16 protein-coding genes are annotated in these 18,609 nt (G+C 60.4%); 12 read left to right on the top strand and 4 right to left on the bottom strand.

What is annotated here, in order from left to right:
- The first annotated feature begins 45 nt into the window (after positions 1 to 45).
- Positions 46 to 534 (top strand): phosphohistidine phosphatase SixA, encoded by a 489-nt coding sequence (gene sixA / locus AFK65_RS13900; RefSeq protein WP_014728374.1) that lies wholly within the window; start codon positions 46 to 48, stop codon positions 532 to 534.
- A gap of 72 nt (positions 535 to 606) precedes the next feature.
- On the opposite strand, the gene smrB is transcribed toward sixA, so the two are convergent.
- The gene (gene smrB / locus AFK65_RS13895) at positions 607 to 1,158 is read right to left on the bottom strand and encodes an endonuclease SmrB (protein WP_004387043.1); all 552 of its coding nucleotides are present in this window, start codon (positions 1,156 to 1,158) and stop codon (positions 607 to 609) included.
- 161 nt (positions 1,159 to 1,319) lie between these two features.
- Between smrB and prmB the strand changes: the two genes are divergently transcribed.
- The 6 genes from prmB (at position 1,320) to AFK65_RS13865 (ending at position 5,902) form a co-directional block, all read left to right on the top strand.
- Positions 1,320 to 2,252: a 50S ribosomal protein L3 N(5)-glutamine methyltransferase gene (gene prmB, locus AFK65_RS13890; RefSeq protein WP_032805560.1), complete on the top strand. Its 933-nt coding sequence runs from the start codon at positions 1,320 to 1,322 to the stop codon at positions 2,250 to 2,252.
- A 64-nt stretch (positions 2,253 to 2,316) separates the two neighbouring features.
- Positions 2,317 to 3,402 carry a chorismate synthase gene (gene aroC / locus AFK65_RS13885; RefSeq protein WP_007700103.1) on the top strand — a complete coding sequence of 362 codons (1,086 nt, stop codon included), beginning with the start codon at positions 2,317 to 2,319 and terminating at the stop codon, positions 3,400 to 3,402.
- 4 nt (positions 3,403 to 3,406) lie between these two features.
- Positions 3,407 to 4,231: a penicillin-insensitive murein endopeptidase gene (gene mepA / locus AFK65_RS13880; RefSeq protein WP_007700102.1), complete on the top strand. Its 825-nt coding sequence runs from the start codon at positions 3,407 to 3,409 to the stop codon at positions 4,229 to 4,231.
- A 21-nt stretch (positions 4,232 to 4,252) separates the two neighbouring features.
- Positions 4,253 to 5,050: a sulfite exporter TauE/SafE family protein gene (locus AFK65_RS13875; RefSeq protein ID WP_038856632.1), complete on the top strand. Its 798-nt coding sequence runs from the start codon at positions 4,253 to 4,255 to the stop codon at positions 5,048 to 5,050.
- Positions 5,050 to 5,595, top strand: coding sequence for an elongation factor P hydroxylase (locus AFK65_RS13870; RefSeq protein WP_007700096.1), 546 nt, complete (start codon positions 5,050 to 5,052; stop codon positions 5,593 to 5,595). The genes AFK65_RS13875 and AFK65_RS13870 overlap by 1 nt, the downstream gene beginning before the upstream one ends.
- A gap of 28 nt (positions 5,596 to 5,623) precedes the next feature.
- On the top strand, positions 5,624 to 5,902 hold the full coding sequence (locus AFK65_RS13865) for a YfcL family protein (RefSeq protein ID WP_007700093.1): 279 nt from the start codon (positions 5,624 to 5,626) through the stop codon (positions 5,900 to 5,902).
- 41 nt (positions 5,903 to 5,943) lie between these two features.
- Here AFK65_RS13865 and AFK65_RS13860 read toward each other — a convergent pair whose 3' ends face one another.
- Together AFK65_RS13860 and mnmC are read right to left on the bottom strand one after the other, a co-directional pair.
- Complete coding sequence (locus tag AFK65_RS13860) at positions 5,944 to 7,437, bottom strand: methyl-accepting chemotaxis protein (protein ID WP_236692225.1); 1,494 nt, start codon at positions 7,435 to 7,437, stop codon at positions 5,944 to 5,946.
- Positions 7,438 to 7,667: 230 nt separating this feature from the next.
- Positions 7,668 to 9,680, bottom strand: a complete 2,013-nt coding sequence (gene mnmC / locus AFK65_RS13855) for a bifunctional tRNA (5-methylaminomethyl-2-thiouridine)(34)-methyltransferase MnmD/FAD-dependent 5-carboxymethylaminomethyl-2-thiouridine(34) oxidoreductase MnmC (protein ID WP_038856636.1) — start codon at positions 9,678 to 9,680, stop codon at positions 7,668 to 7,670.
- Between the two features lie 156 nt (positions 9,681 to 9,836).
- Here mnmC and fabB point away from each other — a divergent pair, with 156 nt between their 5' ends.
- The gene (gene fabB / locus AFK65_RS13850) at positions 9,837 to 11,054 is read left to right on the top strand and encodes a beta-ketoacyl-ACP synthase I (protein WP_038856638.1); all 1,218 of its coding nucleotides are present in this window, start codon (positions 9,837 to 9,839) and stop codon (positions 11,052 to 11,054) included.
- 704 nt (positions 11,055 to 11,758) lie between these two features.
- Positions 11,759 to 14,401: an autotransporter serine protease gene (locus tag AFK65_RS13845; RefSeq protein ID WP_236612718.1), complete on the top strand. Its 2,643-nt coding sequence runs from the start codon at positions 11,759 to 11,761 to the stop codon at positions 14,399 to 14,401.
- Positions 14,402 to 14,455: 54 nt separating this feature from the next.
- Here AFK65_RS13845 and flk read toward each other — a convergent pair whose 3' ends face one another.
- A complete protein-coding gene (gene flk, locus AFK65_RS13840; protein ID WP_172461547.1) occupies positions 14,456 to 15,463 on the bottom strand; it encodes a flagella biosynthesis regulator Flk in 1,008 nt (335 codons plus the stop codon).
- Between the two features lie 119 nt (positions 15,464 to 15,582).
- On the opposite strand from flk, the gene pdxB reads away from it, so the two are divergent.
- The 3 genes from pdxB to truA all read left to right on the top strand — a co-directional run bounded on the left by pdxB (position 15,583) and on the right by truA (position 18,604).
- The gene (gene pdxB / locus AFK65_RS13835) at positions 15,583 to 16,710 is read left to right on the top strand and encodes a 4-phosphoerythronate dehydrogenase PdxB (protein WP_038856642.1); all 1,128 of its coding nucleotides are present in this window, start codon (positions 15,583 to 15,585) and stop codon (positions 16,708 to 16,710) included.
- A 68-nt stretch (positions 16,711 to 16,778) separates the two neighbouring features.
- A complete protein-coding gene (locus AFK65_RS13830) occupies positions 16,779 to 17,792 on the top strand; it encodes an aspartate-semialdehyde dehydrogenase (RefSeq protein WP_038856643.1) in 1,014 nt (337 codons plus the stop codon).
- Positions 17,792 to 18,604, top strand: coding sequence for a tRNA pseudouridine(38-40) synthase TruA (gene truA, locus AFK65_RS13825; protein ID WP_007700062.1), 813 nt, complete (start codon positions 17,792 to 17,794; stop codon positions 18,602 to 18,604). Before AFK65_RS13830 ends, truA begins: the two co-directional genes overlap by 1 nt.
- The last annotated feature ends 5 nt before the right edge of the window (positions 18,605 to 18,609 follow it).

The following is an 18,609-nucleotide window of genomic DNA, read 5'->3' as shown; positions in this document are numbered from 1 at the left end:
TTTCAAGGCTTCGCTGGCGCTTCTGGTCAACAAAAGCGGTGCAATATGCAAGTTTTTATCATGCGTCACGGCGACGCAGCACTCGATGCCGCCAGTGATTCGGTTCGTCCTCTGACCGCATGCGGTTGTGATGAATCCCGTCAAATGGCGACCTGGTTAAAAGGTCAAAAGGTGGATATCGAACGTGTTCTGGTGAGCCCTTTCCTGCGAGCCGAACAGACACTGGACGTCGTGAAAGAGGCCATGAGCCTGCCTGTCAAAACCGAAGTTCTGCCGGAGCTCACGCCGTGCGGCGATGTGGGTCTGGTGAGCGATTACCTCCACGTTCTGGCCCGTGACGGCGTCAGCGCGGTCATGGTTATCTCCCACCTGCCGCTGGTCGGTTATCTGGTGGCGGAGCTCTGCCCTGGCGAAACGCCGCCGATGTTCTCCACGTCCGCTATCGCCTGCGTGACGGTCGAGGGCGATAACGACAAGGGCGTCTTTAACTGGCAGATGAGCCCCTGCAATCTCAAAATGGCGAAAGCGATTTAACGTAAGCCTGAACCATCAAAAGAAAAAGAGCCGCTGATGCGGCTCTTTCTGTTTCTGCAATACAGGCGGCGCTTAAGGCAACTGCGGCGGCTGCCACTCTTCCACTTCAATTAACACCAGCAGCGCGGCGTCGCCGCCATACTCTTTCGGCGCCTGATGAAACGCCATCACATGCGGATGCTGGGCCAGCCACAGCGGCGTCTGCTGTTTGAGAATATGTTTACCGTGGCCATGCATCACGCAGGCGCAGAATACATGTTCGCGGCGGCAGGCGGCGATAAGCGCGCCCAGCTCCTGCTTGGCTTGCATCTGGGTCAGGCCGTGGAGATCGAGAAACAGCTCGGGCGAATAGTCGCCGCGGCGCAGTTTTTTCAGCTCGAAGTGATCCACGCCGGGGCGCACATAGCGCATCGGCCCGTCGCTGTTCAGAAGCGGCTGGAATTCATCGGAAAAATAGTGGCTCGCGTCCACCTGCTCCTGCAACAGGCGTTTTGGCGGCACTTCACGCAGCTTTTTACGCGCGGGCGGATGCACGATGGTGTCCTGTTTCAGCTCGCGCGTTCCGCTCATCAGCGCGCGAAACAGCGACTTTTCTTCCTCACTCAGCGATGGCTTCTTTTTCATCTTGTTCTCTTCTTCCTCTTTGCGCAGGCAGTTTACCCGAGTTTGGCGCGTCGCCAAACAAAAGCCATTTTTCGAGGATGACGCGCCGGTTGCTGATTTATCGCCGCCTTCATGGCAAACTAGCCGCCGAATTTAACGCGGAGCGTCATGCGGAGGGCAGTGTGGATAAAATTTTCGTCGATGAGGCAGTCAGTGAACTGCATACCATTCAGGATATGTTGCGTTGGTCGGTGAGCCGTTTCAGCGCCGCCGGCATCTGGTATGGTCACGGCACGGACAACCCCTGGGATGAGGCTGTGCAATTGGTGCTGCCGTCGCTCTACCTGCCGCTCGATATTCCGGAAGATATGCGCACCGCGCGCCTGACCTCCAGCGAGCGCCACCGTATCGTCGAGCGGGTGATCCGCCGCGTTAACGAGCGCATTCCGGTGGCGTATCTCACCAACAAAGCCTGGTTCTGCGGCCACGAGTTTTATGTCGACGAGCGCGTGCTGGTGCCGCGTTCGCCGATTGGCGAGCTAATCAATAACCGCTTCGCCGGGCTTATCGACCACGAACCGCAGCACATTCTCGATATGTGTACCGGCAGCGGCTGTATCGCTATCGCCTGCGCGTACGCCTTCCCGAATGCGGAAGTCGACGCGGTGGATATCTCTGCCGACGCGCTGGCCGTGACCGAGCACAATATTGAAGAGCACGGACTTATTCATCACGTTACGCCGATCCGCTCTGATTTGTTCCGCGATCTGCCAAAAGTGCAGTACGACATTATCGTTACCAATCCGCCGTATGTGGATGAAGAAGATATGTCCGATCTGCCGAACGAATACCGCCACGAGCCGGAACTCGGCCTGGCGGCGGGCAGCGACGGGCTGAAGCTCGCGCGCCGCATTCTCGCCTGCTCGCCGGACTACCTGACCGACAACGGCATTCTGATTTGTGAAGTCGGTAACAGCATGGTACATCTGATGGAGCAGTACCCGGACGTGCCGTTTACCTGGCTTGAGTTCGACAACGGCGGCGACGGCGTCTTTATGCTGACCAAAGCGCAACTCATCAGCGCCCGCGAACACTTCAGCATCTACAAAGATTAACAACAGGCGGGCGCAGGCCCGCTGAATCATAAAAACACCACAACGACACGACAACGGAGCCGTGATGGCAGGCAACACTCTTGGACAACTCTTTCGCGTAACCACTTTCGGCGAGTCGCATGGTCTGGCGCTCGGCTGCATCATTGACGGCGTGCCGCCGGGCATTGCGCTGAGCGAAGCCGACCTGCAACACGATCTCGACCGCCGCCGCCCAGGCACCTCCCGTTACACCACCCAGCGCCGCGAGCCGGATCAGGTGAAAATTCTCTCCGGCGTGTTTGAGGGCGTGACCACCGGCACCAGCATCGGCCTGCTGATTGAAAATACCGATCAGCGCTCCCAGGATTACAGCGCGATCAAAGATGTGTTCCGTCCAGGACACGCCGATTACACCTACGAACAGAAATATGGCCTGCGCGACTATCGCGGCGGCGGGCGCTCTTCCGCGCGTGAAACCGCCATGCGCGTGGCGGCAGGCGCCATCGCCAAAAAGTATCTGGCGCAGAAATTCGGCATCGTCATCCGCGCCTGTCTGACCCAGATGGGCGATATTCCGCTGGAGATCAAAGACTGGGCGCAGGTGGAGCAGAACCCGTTCTTCTCCCCGGATGCGGATAAGCTGGAAGCGCTGGACGAACTGATGCGCGCGCTGAAAAAAGAGGGCGACTCCATCGGCGCGAAAGTGACGGTGGTGGCGGATAACGTGCCGCCGGGCCTCGGCGAGCCGGTATTCGACCGTCTCGATGCCGACATCGCCCACGCGCTGATGAGCATTAACGCCGTTAAAGGCGTGGAGATTGGCGAAGGCTTTGGCGTCGTGGCGCTGAAAGGCAGCGAAAACCGCGACGAAATCACCAAAGAGGGGTTTCAGAGCAACCACGCGGGCGGCATTCTCGGCGGCATCAGCAGCGGCCAGCAGATCGTCGCGAATATCGCGCTGAAGCCCACCTCCAGCATTACCGTGCCGGGCCGCACCGTTAACCGCTTCGGCGAGGAAGTGGAGATGATCACCCGCGGGCGTCACGATCCGTGCGTGGGTATTCGCGCCGTGCCGATCGCCGAGGCGATGATGGCTATCGTGCTGATGGATCACCTGCTGCGTCACCGCGCCCAGAACGCGGATGTCACCACCACGCTTCCTCGCTGGTAACGTCATGAAAAAAGTCTGCTTTGCCTTGCTGGCGCTGCTTGCCTGCAGCGCGGCAAGCGCCGCCACGCCGTGGCAGAAAATCACCCAGCCGATCCCGGGCGCCGCCCAGTCGATCGGCACCTTTTCCAATGGCTGTATCGTCGGCGCGCAGCCGCTGCCGATCGCGTCAGATCACTATCAGATCATGCGAACCGATCAGCGCCGCTATTTTGGCCACCCGGAGCTGGTGCGCTTTATCGAGCGCCTGAGCAACCAGGTGAGCGAGTTGCAGCTCGGCACCGTGCTGGTGGGCGATATGGGCATGCCCGCGGGCGGGCGCTTTAACGGCGGCCACGCCAGCCACCAGACGGGCCTCGATGTCGATATTTTCCTGCAACTGCCGAAAACGCGCTGGAGCGCGGCGCAGCTGCGTCGCCCTCAGGCGCTGGATTTGGTATCGGGCGACGGGAAATCCGTGGTGCAGTCGCTCTGGAAACCGGAAATCGGCGGGCTGATTAAGCTTGCGGCGCTTGATGATGAAGTGACGCGTATTTTCGTAAATCCGGCCATCAAACAGCAGCTCTGCCTGGATGCCGGGCCGGATCGCGACTGGCTGCGCAAAGTGCGCCCGTGGTTCCAGCATCGCGCCCATATGCATGTGCGTCTGCGTTGCCCGCCGGACAGCCTGGAGTGCGTCGAGCAGGATCCGCCGCCGCCGGGGGATGGCTGCGGCGAAGAGCTCCAAAGCTGGTTCAAGCCTGCCGCGCCTGGCAGCAGCAAACCTGAGAAAACCACGCCGCCGCCGTTGCCGCCGTCGTGTCAGGCACTGCTCGACAAACACGTTCTTTAACACCGACTAAGGATGGCCGTGATGGACTGGTTTATGGTTTCGCCGCTGTTGCTGACCGCGCTCTTTTTTGTCGCGATGCTCGCGGGCTTTATCGATGCCCTGGCGGGCGGGGGCGGGCTTCTGACCGTGCCTGCGCTGCTGGCGGCGGGCATGTCGCCTGCCCAGGCGCTGGCGACCAATAAACTGCAGGCGTGCGGCGGCTCGATCTCCTCGTCGCTCTATTTTATCCGCCGCGGCGTGGTCAGCCTGCGTGACCAGAAGCTCAATATCCTGATGACGTTTATCGGCTCGACCAGCGGCGCGCTGCTGGTGCAGCATGTGCAGTCCGATATTCTGCGCCAGATCCTGCCGGTACTGGTGATCGCTATCGGCCTCTATTTTCTGCTGATGCCGCGCCTTGGCGAAGACGATCGCCAGCGCAGGCTGTATGGCCTGCCGTTCGCGCTGGTGGCGGGCGGCTGCGTCGGCTTTTACGACGGCTTTTTCGGCCCCGGCGCAGGTTCGTTTTACGCGCTGGCGTTTGTGACGCTCGCCGGTTTTGGGCTCGCCAAATCCACCGCCCACGCCAAGGTGCTCAACGCCACCTCCAACGTCGGCGGCCTGCTGCTGTTTATCATCGGCGGCAAAGTTATCTGGGGCACCGGCTTTGTCATGCTCGCCGGACAGTTTCTCGGCGCGCGCTTAGGCTCGCGTCTGGTATTAAGTAAAGGACAGCGCCTGATCCGCCCGATGATCGTTATTGTGTCGGCGGTGATGAGCGCCAAATTGTTATATGACAGCCACGGACAGGAGATCCTCCACTGGCTGGGGATGGCGTAATGCGTGAACACCACTATCAGGATTTAATTGCTATTTTCGACGGCTGTTTTGCCGGCGATTTTAATACCCGTCTGATTAAAGGCGACGACGAACCGATCTATCTTCCGGCAGATGCCGATGCGCCTTATCACCGCGTGGTCTTCGCGCACGGGTTTTACGCCAGCGCCCTGCATGAGATTTCGCACTGGTGCATCGCGGGGAAAGCGCGACGCGAGCTGGTGGATTTTGGCTACTGGTACTGCCCGGACGGGCGCGATGCGCAGACGCAGAGCCAGTTTGAAGACGTGGAAGTGAAACCGCAGGCGCTGGAGTGGCTGTTCTGCGTGGCGGCGGGCTTTCCGTTTAACGTCAGCTGCGACAACCTTAACGGCGATTTCGACCCGGACCGTATCGCGTTTCAGCGCCGGGTACACGGCCAGGTGATGCAGTATCTGACCGACGGCATTCCCGAACGTCCGGCGCGCTTTATCGCGGCCTTACAGGATTTTTACCAGACGCCGCCGCTGGCGGCGCAACAGTTCCCATGGCCGGAAGACTTGTGCTAATCGCCATGTTATTAACCGAGGAAAACGAATGATTGCCGAATTTGAAGCACGTATTCTGGCGCTGATTGATGAGATGGTGGAGCACGCGAGCGATGACGAACTGTTCGCCAGCGGCTATCTGCGCGGGCACCTGACGCTCGCCGTCGCGGCGCTGGAGCAGGGGGACGATCACTCCGCGCAGGCGGTCTATACCCAAGTGACCAACAGTCTCGAAACCGCGATCCACGCGGGCGAACTCTCGCCGCGCGATCAGTCGCTGGTGCTGGGCATGTGGGATAACCTGTTCCAGCAGGCGAAGCTCAACTGAGTCTGAACCCCTGCGCGCCGCCGGGCACGCAGGGGTTTATTTTATGGCGCCGGCGCTTCCAGCCGAAAGACCCGCGTTCCCGCGTTCAGCCGGGTCACCTGATCCGACATCACATCCGCCGATCCCGCCAGTTCTTCCACCATAGAAGCGTTGCTCTGCGTCACTTTATCCAGCTCCGCAATCGCCAGGTTTATCTGCTCGATACCGCGCTGCTGCTCCTGCGTCGCCATGTTGACTTCGTTCAGCAGGTCGTGGACGCGCGTTGCGTTGGCGATAATATCGTTCATGGCGTTTTCCGCCGTTCTTACCAGCGTCGCCCCTTCGCCTACTTTATCGGTAGTGCCGACAATCAGCTGGCGGATATCTTTCGCCGCCTCAGAGCTGCGGTGGGCGAGGTTACGCACTTCGCCGGCGACCACCGCGAACCCTTTGCCATGCTCCCCGGCGCGCGCCGCCTCTACGGCGGCGTTAAGCGCGAGGATGTTAGTCTGAAACGCGATCCCCTCAATCAGGGCGATTATCTCCGTCATTTTGTCTGCGCTCGCGGAAATCGCCTGCATGGTGCCGGAAACCTGACTCATCACCACGCCGCCTTGTTGAGCGCTGGAAGCGGCATTACCCGCCATCAGCCGCGCCTGATGCGTATGCTCAGCGTTATTTTTTACGGTGGAGGTGATCTGCTCCATGCTGGCTGCGGTTTCGATAAGCGCGGCGGATTGCTGCTCGGTGCGGGCGGAGAGCTCGCGGTTGCCGGAGGCGATTTCTCCCGCATGGCTGAGCACCATTTCCGCCGACTGGCGAATGGCGGCGATAAGCTTGCGCAGTTCGTTTTGCATGGTGCCGAGCGAGCTCAGCAGGTTATTGTCGCCGCGCCAGGTGACCGGGTGGCTTAAATCGCCCTGTGAAATGGTATACGCGATCGCCTGCGCTTTGGCGGGCTCGCCGCCGAGCTGGCGCATCAGGTTGCGGGTAAGCACGGCCGCAATGACGCCGCTTGCCGCAAGCGCCACCATGCCGAGGATAATTTGTATCCAGGTCGCGGAGGAATACCCCTGCGCCGCGCTTTTCGCCTCGGCGTCCGCCGCGGCGATTTCGTTTTTCTCAAGCACCGCCAGGTCCGCCATCAGTTGTGTGCGGTACTGGCGCGAGTTATCGCCGCTGATTTTACTGGCAAGCGTAATATCTTCCCGCGCTAATGCCGCCAGCACCTGATTATTGGATTGCGAAAACGCGTTAAAATTATCGACGATTTTAATGGCGAGCGGCGGCAGCGCCTCGCCCTGATATAAATGGACATAATGATTTTGCGCATCAAGGAAATTATTAATCGCCTGCTGAAGCTCTTTTTGATGTTTTTCCCGCTCCGCGGCCGTAGAGGAGGCGATCATCTGCACCTGCTGGAGCCGCAGCTCCGATAAAACGCCACGCATTTCAAGCGTATACCGGACGGCTGGAAAGCGCTCGGTCAGAATAAACGAGGCGCTCTTATTATTATTGCTGAGAAAATAAAGTGATAAAGCTCCCATTACGAGCATTAACGCCAGAATAATGGAAAGGCTCATTATTATCTTTTGAGAAAATTTAAGATTATTCATTGTTAGCGGGCCATGGTCATTACCGGAACGGTAAACACTATTAACGGCACGGCCCGGCGTTTCCACAGAGGGCTTTATTAACCTGGATCAAGCTTTAGTGAAATGATTTTTCAGAAATATCAGAAGAGTGTATCAGCCATTGCGGCGCGTCAGGGCGCGCCGCAACAGGATTAACCCGCCGCGCGGCCTTTCAGCAGCTTACGTACCCACAGGCGGTTTGGGTTCAGCGCCGCGAGCGTCGCGCCATCAAGCGGCAGCGGCTCGCCGTTCATCTGCGAGGCTAAAATCTCCGCGGCCAGCGGCGCGCTGCATAATCCGCGCGAGCCGAGCGCCCCCAGCACAAAGAGATTCTCCAGCACCGGCGCGGGCGCGACCGTTTCCGGCGTACCGGCGTAATGAGAGAGCGTGGCGTAATCACGAAGCGTCGCGGCGTGATCCGGCGCATTGCCAACCATCGGCAGATGATCGCGCGTGGCGCAGCGCACGCCGCACCGCGCGTCGCCCGCGCTCACGTCCACCTCCTGCGCCCAGGTGGCCGCAGGCAGACAGTCAATCAGCCGCTGGCGGTTGTGCTGCTGGTCTTCTTCCTGATAGCGCATCTCGCTGACACCGCGATGATAGCTGGCGCCGATGCAGTGCATGCCGTTCGCCGGGTTTTGCGGCGTCAGGTAGCCGTCATAACAGAGCACCTGGCGCAGCGCGCCGAGGCCCGGCGTGGTGGGAATATGGCTCACCTGGCCGCCGACCGGGTAGACCGGCAGCGTTTCGGTTTGCGCAAAGCCGCTGAGCTGATGGCCGTTCGCCAGCGCCACGGCGGCGTGACGCGCCTGCGCGCCGCTGGCGAAATCGAGCCGCCAGCCCCCGTTTTCCGGGTGCAGCGCGCTGACCCTGTGCCCGTAATGGATCCGCAGGCCGTGCGCCTGCGCAAGTTCCAGCACCCCCGCGGTCAGTTGCGCCGGGCAGAGCCAGCCGCCCTGCGGATATTCAATGCCGCCGCAGCCGGTCTCCACGCCGCAGCGTTCGCGCACTTCTCGCGCGTCAACGCCGCGCGCCAGCGCGTCCGGCAGGCCGGGCTCCAGCATCTGGCTGATTTTGGTCCGGCTTTTTTCATCCCAGCCAAGCTGCGTCACGCCGCACCAGTCTTTATCGAAACTGACCGGCAGCGCGTCATAGAGCCGGCGGGCAAAGGTAAACGCCGCCGGGAAGAAGGCGGCCAGCGCGGCGTCATGGTGGCTTAATAAAGGATAGAGCGCGCCCTGGCGGTTGCCCGAGGCCCCCTGCGCCGGGGCGTCATCTTCGCAGTAGAGCGTCGCCTGCCAGCCACGCCTCTGTAAGGCGAGCGCGAGCAGGGCGCTGGCGATACCGCCGCCGATAATCGCCACGTCTTTATCACCGCTCGCCGGACGACGCGCATACCAGGGGACGCGGGCGGGCGGCGGCGCGTCAAGGCTCAGCGCGCCCGTCAGCATTTCGCGCTTGCGCCCGAACCCCTTGCGCTTCGCCACGTTAAAACCAGCGTCAATCAGCCCGCGGCGCACAAAGCCTGCTGAGGTGAATGTCGCGAGCGTACCGCCGGGGCGGGCGAGGCGCGCCATCGCGGCGAACAGGCCGGGCGTCCACATCTCCGGGTTTTTCGACGGCGCGAAACCATCCAGAAACCAGGCGTCCACCTGGCGGTTGTGCGTGTCATCCAGCGTGTCGACCAGTTCATTGATATCGCCCAGCCAGAGATCGAGCGTGACGCGTCCGTCATCCAGCAGCACTCGCTGACAGCCCGGCAGCGCCATCGGCCACTGCGCCTGGAGCTGTTGCGCCCAGGGCGCGAGCTCCGGCCAATGGGCGTGCGCGCTGGCAAGATCGGCTGGCGTCAGGGGGAATTTTTCAAAACTGATAAAATGCAGGCGTTGCAGCGCGGCGTTCGGGTGCGCGTCGCGAAACGCCGCGAACGCCTGCCAGAGCGTCAGAAAATTCAGCCCGGTGCCAAACCCGCTTTCGGCGACAATAAAGCTGTCACGCGGGTGTGTCATAAAGCGTTCAGGGAGCTGATTGCCGTTCAGAAAGACGTAGCGGGTCTCTTCCAGACCGTCGTCATTGGAAAAATAAACGTCATCAAAATCTCGGGAAACAGGTGTACCCTCATTATTAAACGTCAGGCTGGCGGGCTGTATGGCGATAGGTTTCACGTAAATTGCTCGAATGACAGGCAGTCGCACGATCTTAGCGAGCCCGGTCGGACATCGCAAATTTCTTGCCAATATGGCTGATCGGACTTGTTCGGCGTACAACTGTACGCTATCTTGCGACACGACACTTACTTAGCGTACTCGAAGAGGTATTGAATGAAACGTGCAGTAATTACTGGCCTGGGCATCGTTTCCAGCATCGGTAATAACCAGCAGGAAGTCCTGGCATCCCTGCGTGAAGGACGCTCGGGGATCACTTTCTCTCAAGAATTTCTCGACGCAGGTATGCGTAGCCACGTCTGGGGCAACGTGAAGCTGGACACCACCGGTCTGATTGACCGTAAAGTGGTGCGCTTCATGAACGACGCTTCTATTTATGCTTACCTCTCCATGCAGGAAGCTATCAAAGACGCTGGTCTGCCCGACGAGGTGTATCAGAATAACCCGCGCGTCGGTATCGTCGCCGGCTCCGGCGGTTCGTCCAAAGCTCAGGTGTTCGGCGCTGACGCGATGCGCAGCCCGCGCGGCCTGAAAGCGGTCGGCCCTTACGTGGTCACCAAAGCGATGGCCTCTGCGGTTTCCGCCTGCCTCGCGACCCCATTCAAAATCCACGGCGTTAACTACTCTATCAGCTCCGCTTGCGCGACTTCCGCGCACTGCATCGGCAACGCGGTTGAGCAGATCCAGCTTGGCAAACAGGACATCGTGTTCGCTGGCGGCGGTGAAGAGCTGGGCTGGGAAATGGCGTGTGAGTTCGACGCGATGGGCGCGCTCTCCACAAAATACAACGAGACCCCGGAAAAAGCGTCCCGTACCTATGACGCGAGCCGTGACGGCTTCGTTATCGCAGGCGGCGGCGGTATGGTCGTGGTCGAAGAGCTGGAGCACGCGCTGGCGCGCGGCGCGCACATCTACGCAGAAATCGTCGGCTACGGCGCAACGTCCGATGGCGCCGACATGGTCGCGCCGTCTGGCGAAGGCGCGGTGCGCTGCATGAAGATGGCGATGCATGGCGTGGATACGCCGATTGACTATCTGAACTCCCACGGCACGTCTACGCCGGTTGGCGACGTGAAAGAGCTGGGCGCTATCCGCGAAGTGTTCGGCGACAACACGCCGGCTATTTCCGCGACCAAAGCGATGACCGGCCACTCGCTGGGCGCCGCAGGCGTTCAGGAAGCGATCTACTCGCTGCTGATGCTGGAGCACGGCTTTATCGCGCCGAGCATCAACATTGACGAGCTGGACGAGCAGGCGAACGGCATGAATATCATCACCGCGCCGGTTGAGCGTGAGCTGACCACGGTTATGTCCAACAGCTTTGGTTTTGGCGGCACCAACGCCACGCTGGTAATGCGTAAATACCAGGCGTAATGTCTCTTTAAAAGAAATGGAGCCGAAAGGCTCCTTTTTTTATGTTTATTCTCCGCGTTTTACTTCCCCGCGTTTCCTTATCTGAAACCTTCCGGATAATCTCCTTGCCGCCGCGGCGTCATACATAAAATTTATGTTAAGAATAACCTCTTGTTTTAATAGTTTTTAACATCAGCTATTGCTGATGAGGATGAGGGTGAAAAAGCCTTTATTTTACCCGCACTTACTATTATCCGAAGAAAGTTTAATTTCACTTAAGTAAGATAAATTGTATTTCGCGATTAATTAACAGTTTGAAAAATATAATTTATTTAAACAAAACTGTCTCTGGAATGCTTTCCCTTAAAGTCTCGGCGATTTTTGTCGATATATCTCTATATATCCAGGCGGCCGTTTGATTCGCAACGACGGCGCCTTATATCAGAAACACATATTACATCATGCCATTCTTAGACTTTTCAAAAAGATAAGAGTGAAGGATACAGCATAAAAGAAATCCGAAATCAGTTTTGCGGAATTCAGGGAAAAGTTGTTTGCCTCTTACGAGGCCTTGCCAGCCGGGGAAACCAACCATGCCCACAGACGTATCTCTGGGTAAAGGGACTTTATTAACCAAAGGGAGAGTGATTTCACTCCTTATCCTGTCATGTTCAGGGGCAGCCTCCGCCAGCGTAAAGAAGGATGCCGATGACGTCTTCACATATGTGCCTTCTGTGACAGCGGCGGATGTCGTCACGCGAACTAACTTTAACCGACCGCTGTTTATCACCAGCGCGTCCACCGCGCGCGCGGCGGGTATCAACGGCGCGGGCGTTAAAGTCGGCGTGGCGGATACCGGTATTCTGACCACGCATCCGGCCCTGCAGGGCGTGGTGAAGGGCACCCTGAACTATGTCGATCCGAAAACTAACAACCTGAGCGTCGGCGACGTCCGCGGCCACGGTACGATGGTCGCCCAGACGCTTGCGGGCCGTAAGACCGCTCTGTTTACCGGCGGCACCGCGACGGGCGCGACGCTTATCAGCGCGCGTATCATTCCTGATGTCGCCAATACCCGCCAGAGCCTGAACTTCGGGCAGATCAACTACGATCTGGCGCGCGCGGGCGCGAAGATCATTAACAACTCCTGGGGTATCCCCGACTGGAACCCGGCCAGTACCGCCACGACCAACTATTTCGTGAGCGCCTGGAAGCCGTTTGTCTCGTCGTACAACGGGATCATTGTGTTTGCGAGCGGCAACGACGGCGCGGCGAACCCGATAGGGGTCGCGAAACTGCCGTCACTGGCGCCCGCTTCAGGGCTGGATAAAGGCTGGCTGGTCGCCACGGCGGTCGACACCTTTAATCCGGGCTATATCGCAAGCTACGCCAACCGTTGCGGCGTCATGAAAAACAGCTGTCTGGCGGCGCCTGGCAGCGTTTACGTACAGTCGACCGACAGCACCGGCAAACCGGTGCTGCGCCTGGTGAGCGGCACGTCATTCGCCGCCCCCCAGGTCTCCGGCGTGGCGGCGATGGTCTGGCAGAAGTACCCCTATTTCACCAACGATCTGGTTCGCCAGACCGTGCTCGGCACCGCGACCGACATCGGCGCGCCCGGCGTTGACGCGGTGTTCGGTTATGGCCTGCTGAATGCGGCGAAAGCGATCAACGGCCCGGCCAAATTTAACTGGGGTACCGTGAGCGTGGCGTTTAACAGCTACACCTCCACCTGGAGCAACGCCATCAGCGGCAGCGGCGGATTAATCAAAAGCGGCACCGGCAAGCTGGTGTTGACGCAGGACGCCAGCTACACCGGCGCAACGCAGGTGTTGGGCGGCACGCTGTCGTCGGCGAAAAGCCTGGCCTCCGCGGTGACGATTGGCCGCGCGGGCACGCTGGATGTGCGCACCGTCAGAGGCAATGTCGATAACAGCGGTTATGTATTGCTGCGCGACGGTAAAACGCGGTTTATGCGCAACTACACGCAGCGTACCACCGGCAGCCTGGCGTTTATGCTCGGCTCGACGCTGGATGTGGCGGGGCGCGCGACGCTTGCGGGGAATCTGCATCTGCTGGGCGTGCCGGCAGGCTACGTGACCCAGGCGCGTCAGCCTCTCGTCAACGCTGGCGCGCTGTCAGGCCGGTTTAGCCGCTTTACACAATCGGCGGGCGTGTTCCTGACCGGGTCGCTCGGTTACAGCACGAAGCAGGCGTGGCTTAACATCAAACGTTTACAGGTTACGCAAACCAGGGTCGCCAGCGCGTCAGCGGCCACGCTCTCCGGCGCCGCGCGTCTTGAGCAGGCGTTCAGACAGCTCGATAAGCAGGTGGCGAGCGGCGTGACGGTACGCGCCAGCTCGTTTGCTTCGGCGGCTGGCGAATTACAGCGCATCCCGAACAATCAGTCCGCCCGCGCGGCGCTGGAGAGCCTCTCCGGCCAGCTTCCGGCGGCGACGGCGGCGCTCACCTGGCAGGCTATCAACGTGAATCAGCGCAGCAGCGCGAATCACATCACCGCCCTGCTGGACGCGCCGCAAAGCCGCAGCTGGAGCGATACGCTCTCCTGGAACGGCAGCCTTGGGCGCAACGGGTTTTCGCCGGTAAGTTACTCCATGAAAGGGTGGGTGACCGGCCAGGACCGGTTTATCGATGAGCACACGTTTATCGGCACCTCGCTCTCGCGCACCGACACGTTCAGCGCGCTGAGCAGCGGCGGCGAACGCAATACCGGCAGCCTCAGCGAAGCCGCGCTTTACGGCGGCAAAATCTACGGCGGTTACTACCTGACGGGTCGCCTGGCGTCCGGTTATTACGACGGCCAGCAGAAACGTATGCTGTGGCTCGGCAGCAGCTCCGAGCGCGTCAGCAGCCGCCAGAGCGGCAGCTGGATGTCGCTTGGCAGCGAGACTGGCTATCGCTTTAACGTGGACGGTCTGGAAGTGACGCCGTTTATCGATACGCAGTACATCACGCTGAAGCAGGACGCCTTTAGCGAGAAAAGCGCATCGGGTTTCGGCCTGCGCGCCGACAGCCAGACCACCACGCGCTGGCAGGCGGGCGCGGGGCTGCGCGCGGCTTATGCGTTCGATCTGCAAACGCACGGGCGGCTGGATCTGAGCTTCCAGACCCACCTGCAACGCGCGTTAAGTCAGGATGAAGGCCACTACCAGGCGAGCTTTACCGGCGTGGATCAGCCGGTGCCGCTCCACGGCGTGACGGCGCCCGAGAAAACGCTGACCAGCGCGGTATCGCTGGGCTGGCAGGTCAATCCGGCGCTGAACCTGAATCTGACGGGCGAGCAGGAGACCAGCGACGGGCGCAACAGCAACCGCAGCGTGATGGCCGGCGTGTCGTTAAGTTTCTGATACGGGGATTGCAGTATAAAGAAAAGGCGTCGCAAGACGCCTTTTTGCTGTCTGTCAGATAACCAGCCAGAGCAGAAGGATAACCAGCACCAGCAGGAACATCGCAAGGCCAGGTTTGGCGGAAATCTGCTTCACCGGCTGGGTGAAAAACGCGATAAGCGGGCTGTAGATAGGCTGAATATGGCGCACTTCAAGCGTTTCCGGCGACCCTTCCGAGCGACGAATAAATACCTGATTGAGAATATCCTGCACCTGCGCGGTGGTCAGCACCGTTTGCGGCGTCGCCTGGAAGCGCTGCTGCGCGTAGTCGCTGATCTCCTGCCATTCGCGCGATTCCAGCGGCTGGCGCAGCGCGGCCTGAATGCTGTGCAACGTCGGCGCGGGCTGGTCGGCAAGCGTCTGGCGCGCGACAAGCCAGGTGGAGAGCGCCGCGAAATGCTTCGCCGGGATCAGCTCGCCGCTTTTCACACCAGAAAGCTCCAGCATCGACTGCCAGATAAGCTTCGGCGATTCGCCGGTGGCCGCCGCAAGCTTCGTCACCTGCTGGTTGAGCGTATTGTGCTCCGCAGGCTGCATCGGGCGGTCGGTCGCCGGGCGCTGCTGCGGCTGGGGGATATTCAGCTGCGCGTTTTGCAGCAGCGTCAGCACGCTTTTCAGCTGCTCGCCGGAAAGCTGGTTCAGCGCGGTATGACCGAACTGCTGGCGAATATAATCGCTCACCGCCTGGCGATTGTTGCCGACGTTCAGAAGCTCCGTCAGCTGCGACAATACCTGACGCTGAGTATGCGTCTGCTGCGCCTGGCCGAGCCGCTGGTTAAGATTCTGTTCGGCCGCGGGGAAGTGGCGCGAGAGTAGCGGCGCATCGCTCTTTACGCCCAGATCGTGCTTCATGCCGGCCCAGACTTCGGCGCTTTGCTGCTGGGTCAGCGCCACAAGCCTGGTGATAAGCCGCTCAAGCACCGTGCGCTGCTGGGTGGAAAGCGGCTGCTCGCCTGCGGAGTGGGGCGATGTGGGAGGCTCCCCCGCCGGGCGGGGCGTGGCGCCATGAATGGGTTGCATCATCAATAATCCTTAACCTGACCGGACGGTGCCGCGAAACTAACCACGCTGTTAAGTATGCCTGGCGGCGAGATTATGGCACACTTAACGGCTATCTCCCGCACATAAACAGGTAGAGAAACGTGAAAATCCTCGTTGATGAAAATATGCCTTACGCACGCGAGCTGTTCAGCCGTCTTGGCGAGGTGCAGGCCGTGCCGGGCCGCCCGATCCCGCAGGCGGAACTGAACGACGCCGACGCCCTGATGGTGCGCTCGGTCACCCAGGTGAATCGCGATTTGCTGGACGGCAAAAACATCCGGTTTGTCGGCACCGCCACGGCGGGCACCGACCACGTTGATGAAGACTATTTACGCGAGGCGGGCGTCGCGTTTTCCGCCGCGCCCGGCTGCAACGCGATTGCGGTGGTGGAATATGTCTTTTCCGCGCTGCTGATGCTTGCCGAGCGCGACGGTTTTGCACTGACTGACCGCACCGTCGGGATCGTCGGGGTGGGCAACGTCGGCTCTCGTTTACAGGCGCGCCTGGAAGCATTAGGCATACGTACGCTGCTGTGCGATCCGCCGCGCGGCGACAGCGGCGATTTCCGCCCGCTTGACGAACTGGTGCGCGAGGCAGACATTCTCACGTTCCACACGCCGCTCTTTAAAGACGGGCCGTACAAAACGCTGCATCTGGCCGACGAGGCGCTGATCGCGCGCCTGAAGCCCGGGGCTATTCTGATTAACGCCTGCCGCGGTCCGGTGGTCGATAACGCCGCGCTGCTGGCGCGCCTTGAGGCGGGGCAGCCGCTCAGCGTCGTGCTGGACGTCTGGGAGCCGGAGCCTGCGCTGAACGTCGAGCTTTTAAAACGCGTTGATATCGGCACCGCGCACATCGCGGGCTATACGCTTGAAGGCAAAGCGCGCGGCACCACGCAGGTGTTTGAGGCATACAGTCAGTTCCTCGGCGCGCCGCAGCAGGTGGCGCTGGCCACGCTGTTGCCGCCGCCGGAGTTTGGCCGCATTACGCTTCAGGGGCCGCTCGATCAGGCGACGCTGAAACGGCTGGTGCATCTGGTGTATGATGTGCGCCGCGACGACGCGCCGCTTCGCCGCGTGGCGGGCATTCCGGGCGAATTTGATAAGCTTCGCAAAAATTACCAGGAGCGCCGCGAATGGTCGTCGCTATATGTACAGTGCGATGACGAGGCCGCCGCCGCGCTGCTGCAAAAGCTGGGTTTTAACGCGACCCATCATCCGATCCGTTAATCGCTGATTCTCTTATTCCCCGCACAACGGGCGGGGAAGGCATTTTTATTTTCTGGAGTAAAACCACCATGTCTGAAGGCTGGAATATCGCCATACTGGGCGCGACGGGCGCCGTGGGAGAGGCCCTGCTTGAGCAACTCGCCGAGCGTCAGTTCCCGGTGGGTGAAATCTATGCGCTGGCGCGCAACGAAAGCGCGGGCGAAACGCTGCGTTTCAACGGTAAAAGCGTGCAGGTGCAGGACGCCGACGCGTTCGACTGGACCCAGGCGCAGCTCGCCTTTTTCGTCGCAGGCCGGGAAGCCAGCGCGCGCTACGTGGATGACGCCACCAACGCCGGTTGTCTGGTTATTGATTCCAGCGGCCTGTTCGCGCTGGAGCCGGACGTGCCGCTGGTGGTGCCGGATGTGAACCCGTATGTGCTGGCGGATTACCGCAACCGCAACGTAGTGGCGGTGGCCGACAGCCTGACCAGCCAGCTTCTGACGGCGCTGCGTCCGCTGATGGAAGCGGGCGGGCTGTCGCGCATTCAGGTGACGAACCTGTTGTCCGTTTCCGCGCAGGGCAAAACGGCGGTGGACGCGCTGGCGGGCCAGAGCGCGCGTCTGCTGAACGGGATGCCGGTCGATGAAGACGATCACTTTGGCCGCCAGCTGGCGTTCAACATGCTGCCGCTGCTGCCGGATCGCGAAGGCAGCGTGCGCCAGGATCGTCGTCTGGTGGATGAAGTCCGCAAGGTGTTGCAGGACGAGGGCTTGATGATTTCCGTCACCAGCGTGCAGGCGCCGGTGTTTTACGGCCATGCCCAGATGGTGAATTTCGAAGCGCTGCGCCCGCTCGCGGCGGAAGAGGCCCGCGACGCGCTGGAGCGCGATCAGGATATTGCGCTCTCTGAAGAGAACGACTATCCGACGCAGGTGGGCGACGCCTCAGGCAGCGTGCATCTTTCTATCGGCTGCGTGCGTAACGACTACGGCATGCCGGAGCAGATCCAGTTCTGGTCGGTCGCCGATAACGTGCGCTTCGGCGGCGCGCTGATGGCGGTGAAAACGGCGGAGAAACTGCTGCAGGAGTATGTGTACTGATGTCGGAAAGTCTGGAAAAGCCGGTGAGGAAAATCGCGCTCGGCATTGAGTACGACGGCAGTAAATATTACGGCTGGCAGCGCCAGCAGGAAGTGCGCAGCGTCCAGGAGAAGCTTGAGAAGGCGCTCTCGCAGGTGGCGAACGAGCCGGTTAACGTCTTCTGCGCGGGCCGTACCGACGCGGGCGTGCACGCCACCGGCCAGGTGGTGCACTTCGAAACGACCGCTGTCCGCAAGGACGCCGCCTGGACGCTGGGCGTAAATGCGAATTTACCTGGTGACATCGCGGTGCGCTGGGTGAAAGATGTGCCCGCGGAGTTCCACGCCCGGTTCAGCGCCACGGCCCGCCGTTACCGCTACGTTATCTATAATCACCGTTTGCGGCCGGCGGTGCTCTCGCAGGGGGTGACGCATTACCACCTGCCGCTGGACGCACAGCGTATGCACCGGGCGGCGCAGTGCCTTATCGGCGAGAACGATTTTACCTCGTTTCGCGCGGTACAGTGCCAGTCCCGCACGCCCTGGCGCAACCTGATGCATATCAACGTTGAGCGCTTCGGGGCGTACATTGTGGTGGATATCAAGGCAAACGCCTTTGTGCATCATATGGTGCGCAATATCGTTGGCAGCCTGATGGAGATAGGCTGCGGTAACCAGCCGGAGAGCTGGATGGCAGAACTGCTGGCGGCTAAGGACAGAACGCTCGCGGCAGCGACGGCGAAAGCGGAAGGGCTGTATCTGGTGTCGGTGGATTATCCGGCGCAGTTCGAGCTTCCAAAGCCGCCGATGGGCCCACTTTTTTTAGCTGACTGAAGGCA

Source organism: Cronobacter universalis NCTC 9529, assembly GCF_001277175.1.
In the GTDB taxonomy this organism is placed as follows: Bacteria; Pseudomonadota; Gammaproteobacteria; order Enterobacterales; family Enterobacteriaceae; genus Cronobacter; species Cronobacter universalis.
Note: the sequence above shows the minus strand (reverse complement) of the source record. Positions and strands in the feature narration are given on the sequence as shown.

Coding starts and splice junctions, on each gene's coding strand:
- sixA (WP_014728374.1), top strand. CDS start 46: ATGCAAGTTTTTATCATGCGTCACGGCGACGCAGCACTCGATGCCGCC.
- smrB (WP_004387043.1), bottom strand. CDS start 1,158: ATGAAAAAGAAGCCATCGCTGAGTGAGGAAGAAAAGTCGCTGTTTCGC.
- aroC (WP_007700103.1), top strand. CDS start 2,317: ATGGCAGGCAACACTCTTGGACAACTCTTTCGCGTAACCACTTTCGGC.
- mepA (WP_007700102.1), top strand. CDS start 3,407: ATGAAAAAAGTCTGCTTTGCCTTGCTGGCGCTGCTTGCCTGCAGCGCG.
- AFK65_RS13875 (WP_038856632.1), top strand. CDS start 4,253: ATGGACTGGTTTATGGTTTCGCCGCTGTTGCTGACCGCGCTCTTTTTT.
- AFK65_RS13870 (WP_007700096.1), top strand. CDS start 5,050: ATGCGTGAACACCACTATCAGGATTTAATTGCTATTTTCGACGGCTGT.
- AFK65_RS13865 (WP_007700093.1), top strand. CDS start 5,624: ATGATTGCCGAATTTGAAGCACGTATTCTGGCGCTGATTGATGAGATG.
- AFK65_RS13860 (WP_236692225.1), bottom strand. CDS start 7,437: ATGCTCGTAATGGGAGCTTTATCACTTTATTTTCTCAGCAATAATAAT.
- fabB (WP_038856638.1), top strand. CDS start 9,837: ATGAAACGTGCAGTAATTACTGGCCTGGGCATCGTTTCCAGCATCGGT.
- flk (WP_172461547.1), bottom strand. CDS start 15,463: ATGATGCAACCCATTCATGGCGCCACGCCCCGCCCGGCGGGGGAGCCT.
- AFK65_RS13830 (WP_038856643.1), top strand. CDS start 16,779: ATGTCTGAAGGCTGGAATATCGCCATACTGGGCGCGACGGGCGCCGTG.
- truA (WP_007700062.1), top strand. CDS start 17,792: ATGTCGGAAAGTCTGGAAAAGCCGGTGAGGAAAATCGCGCTCGGCATT.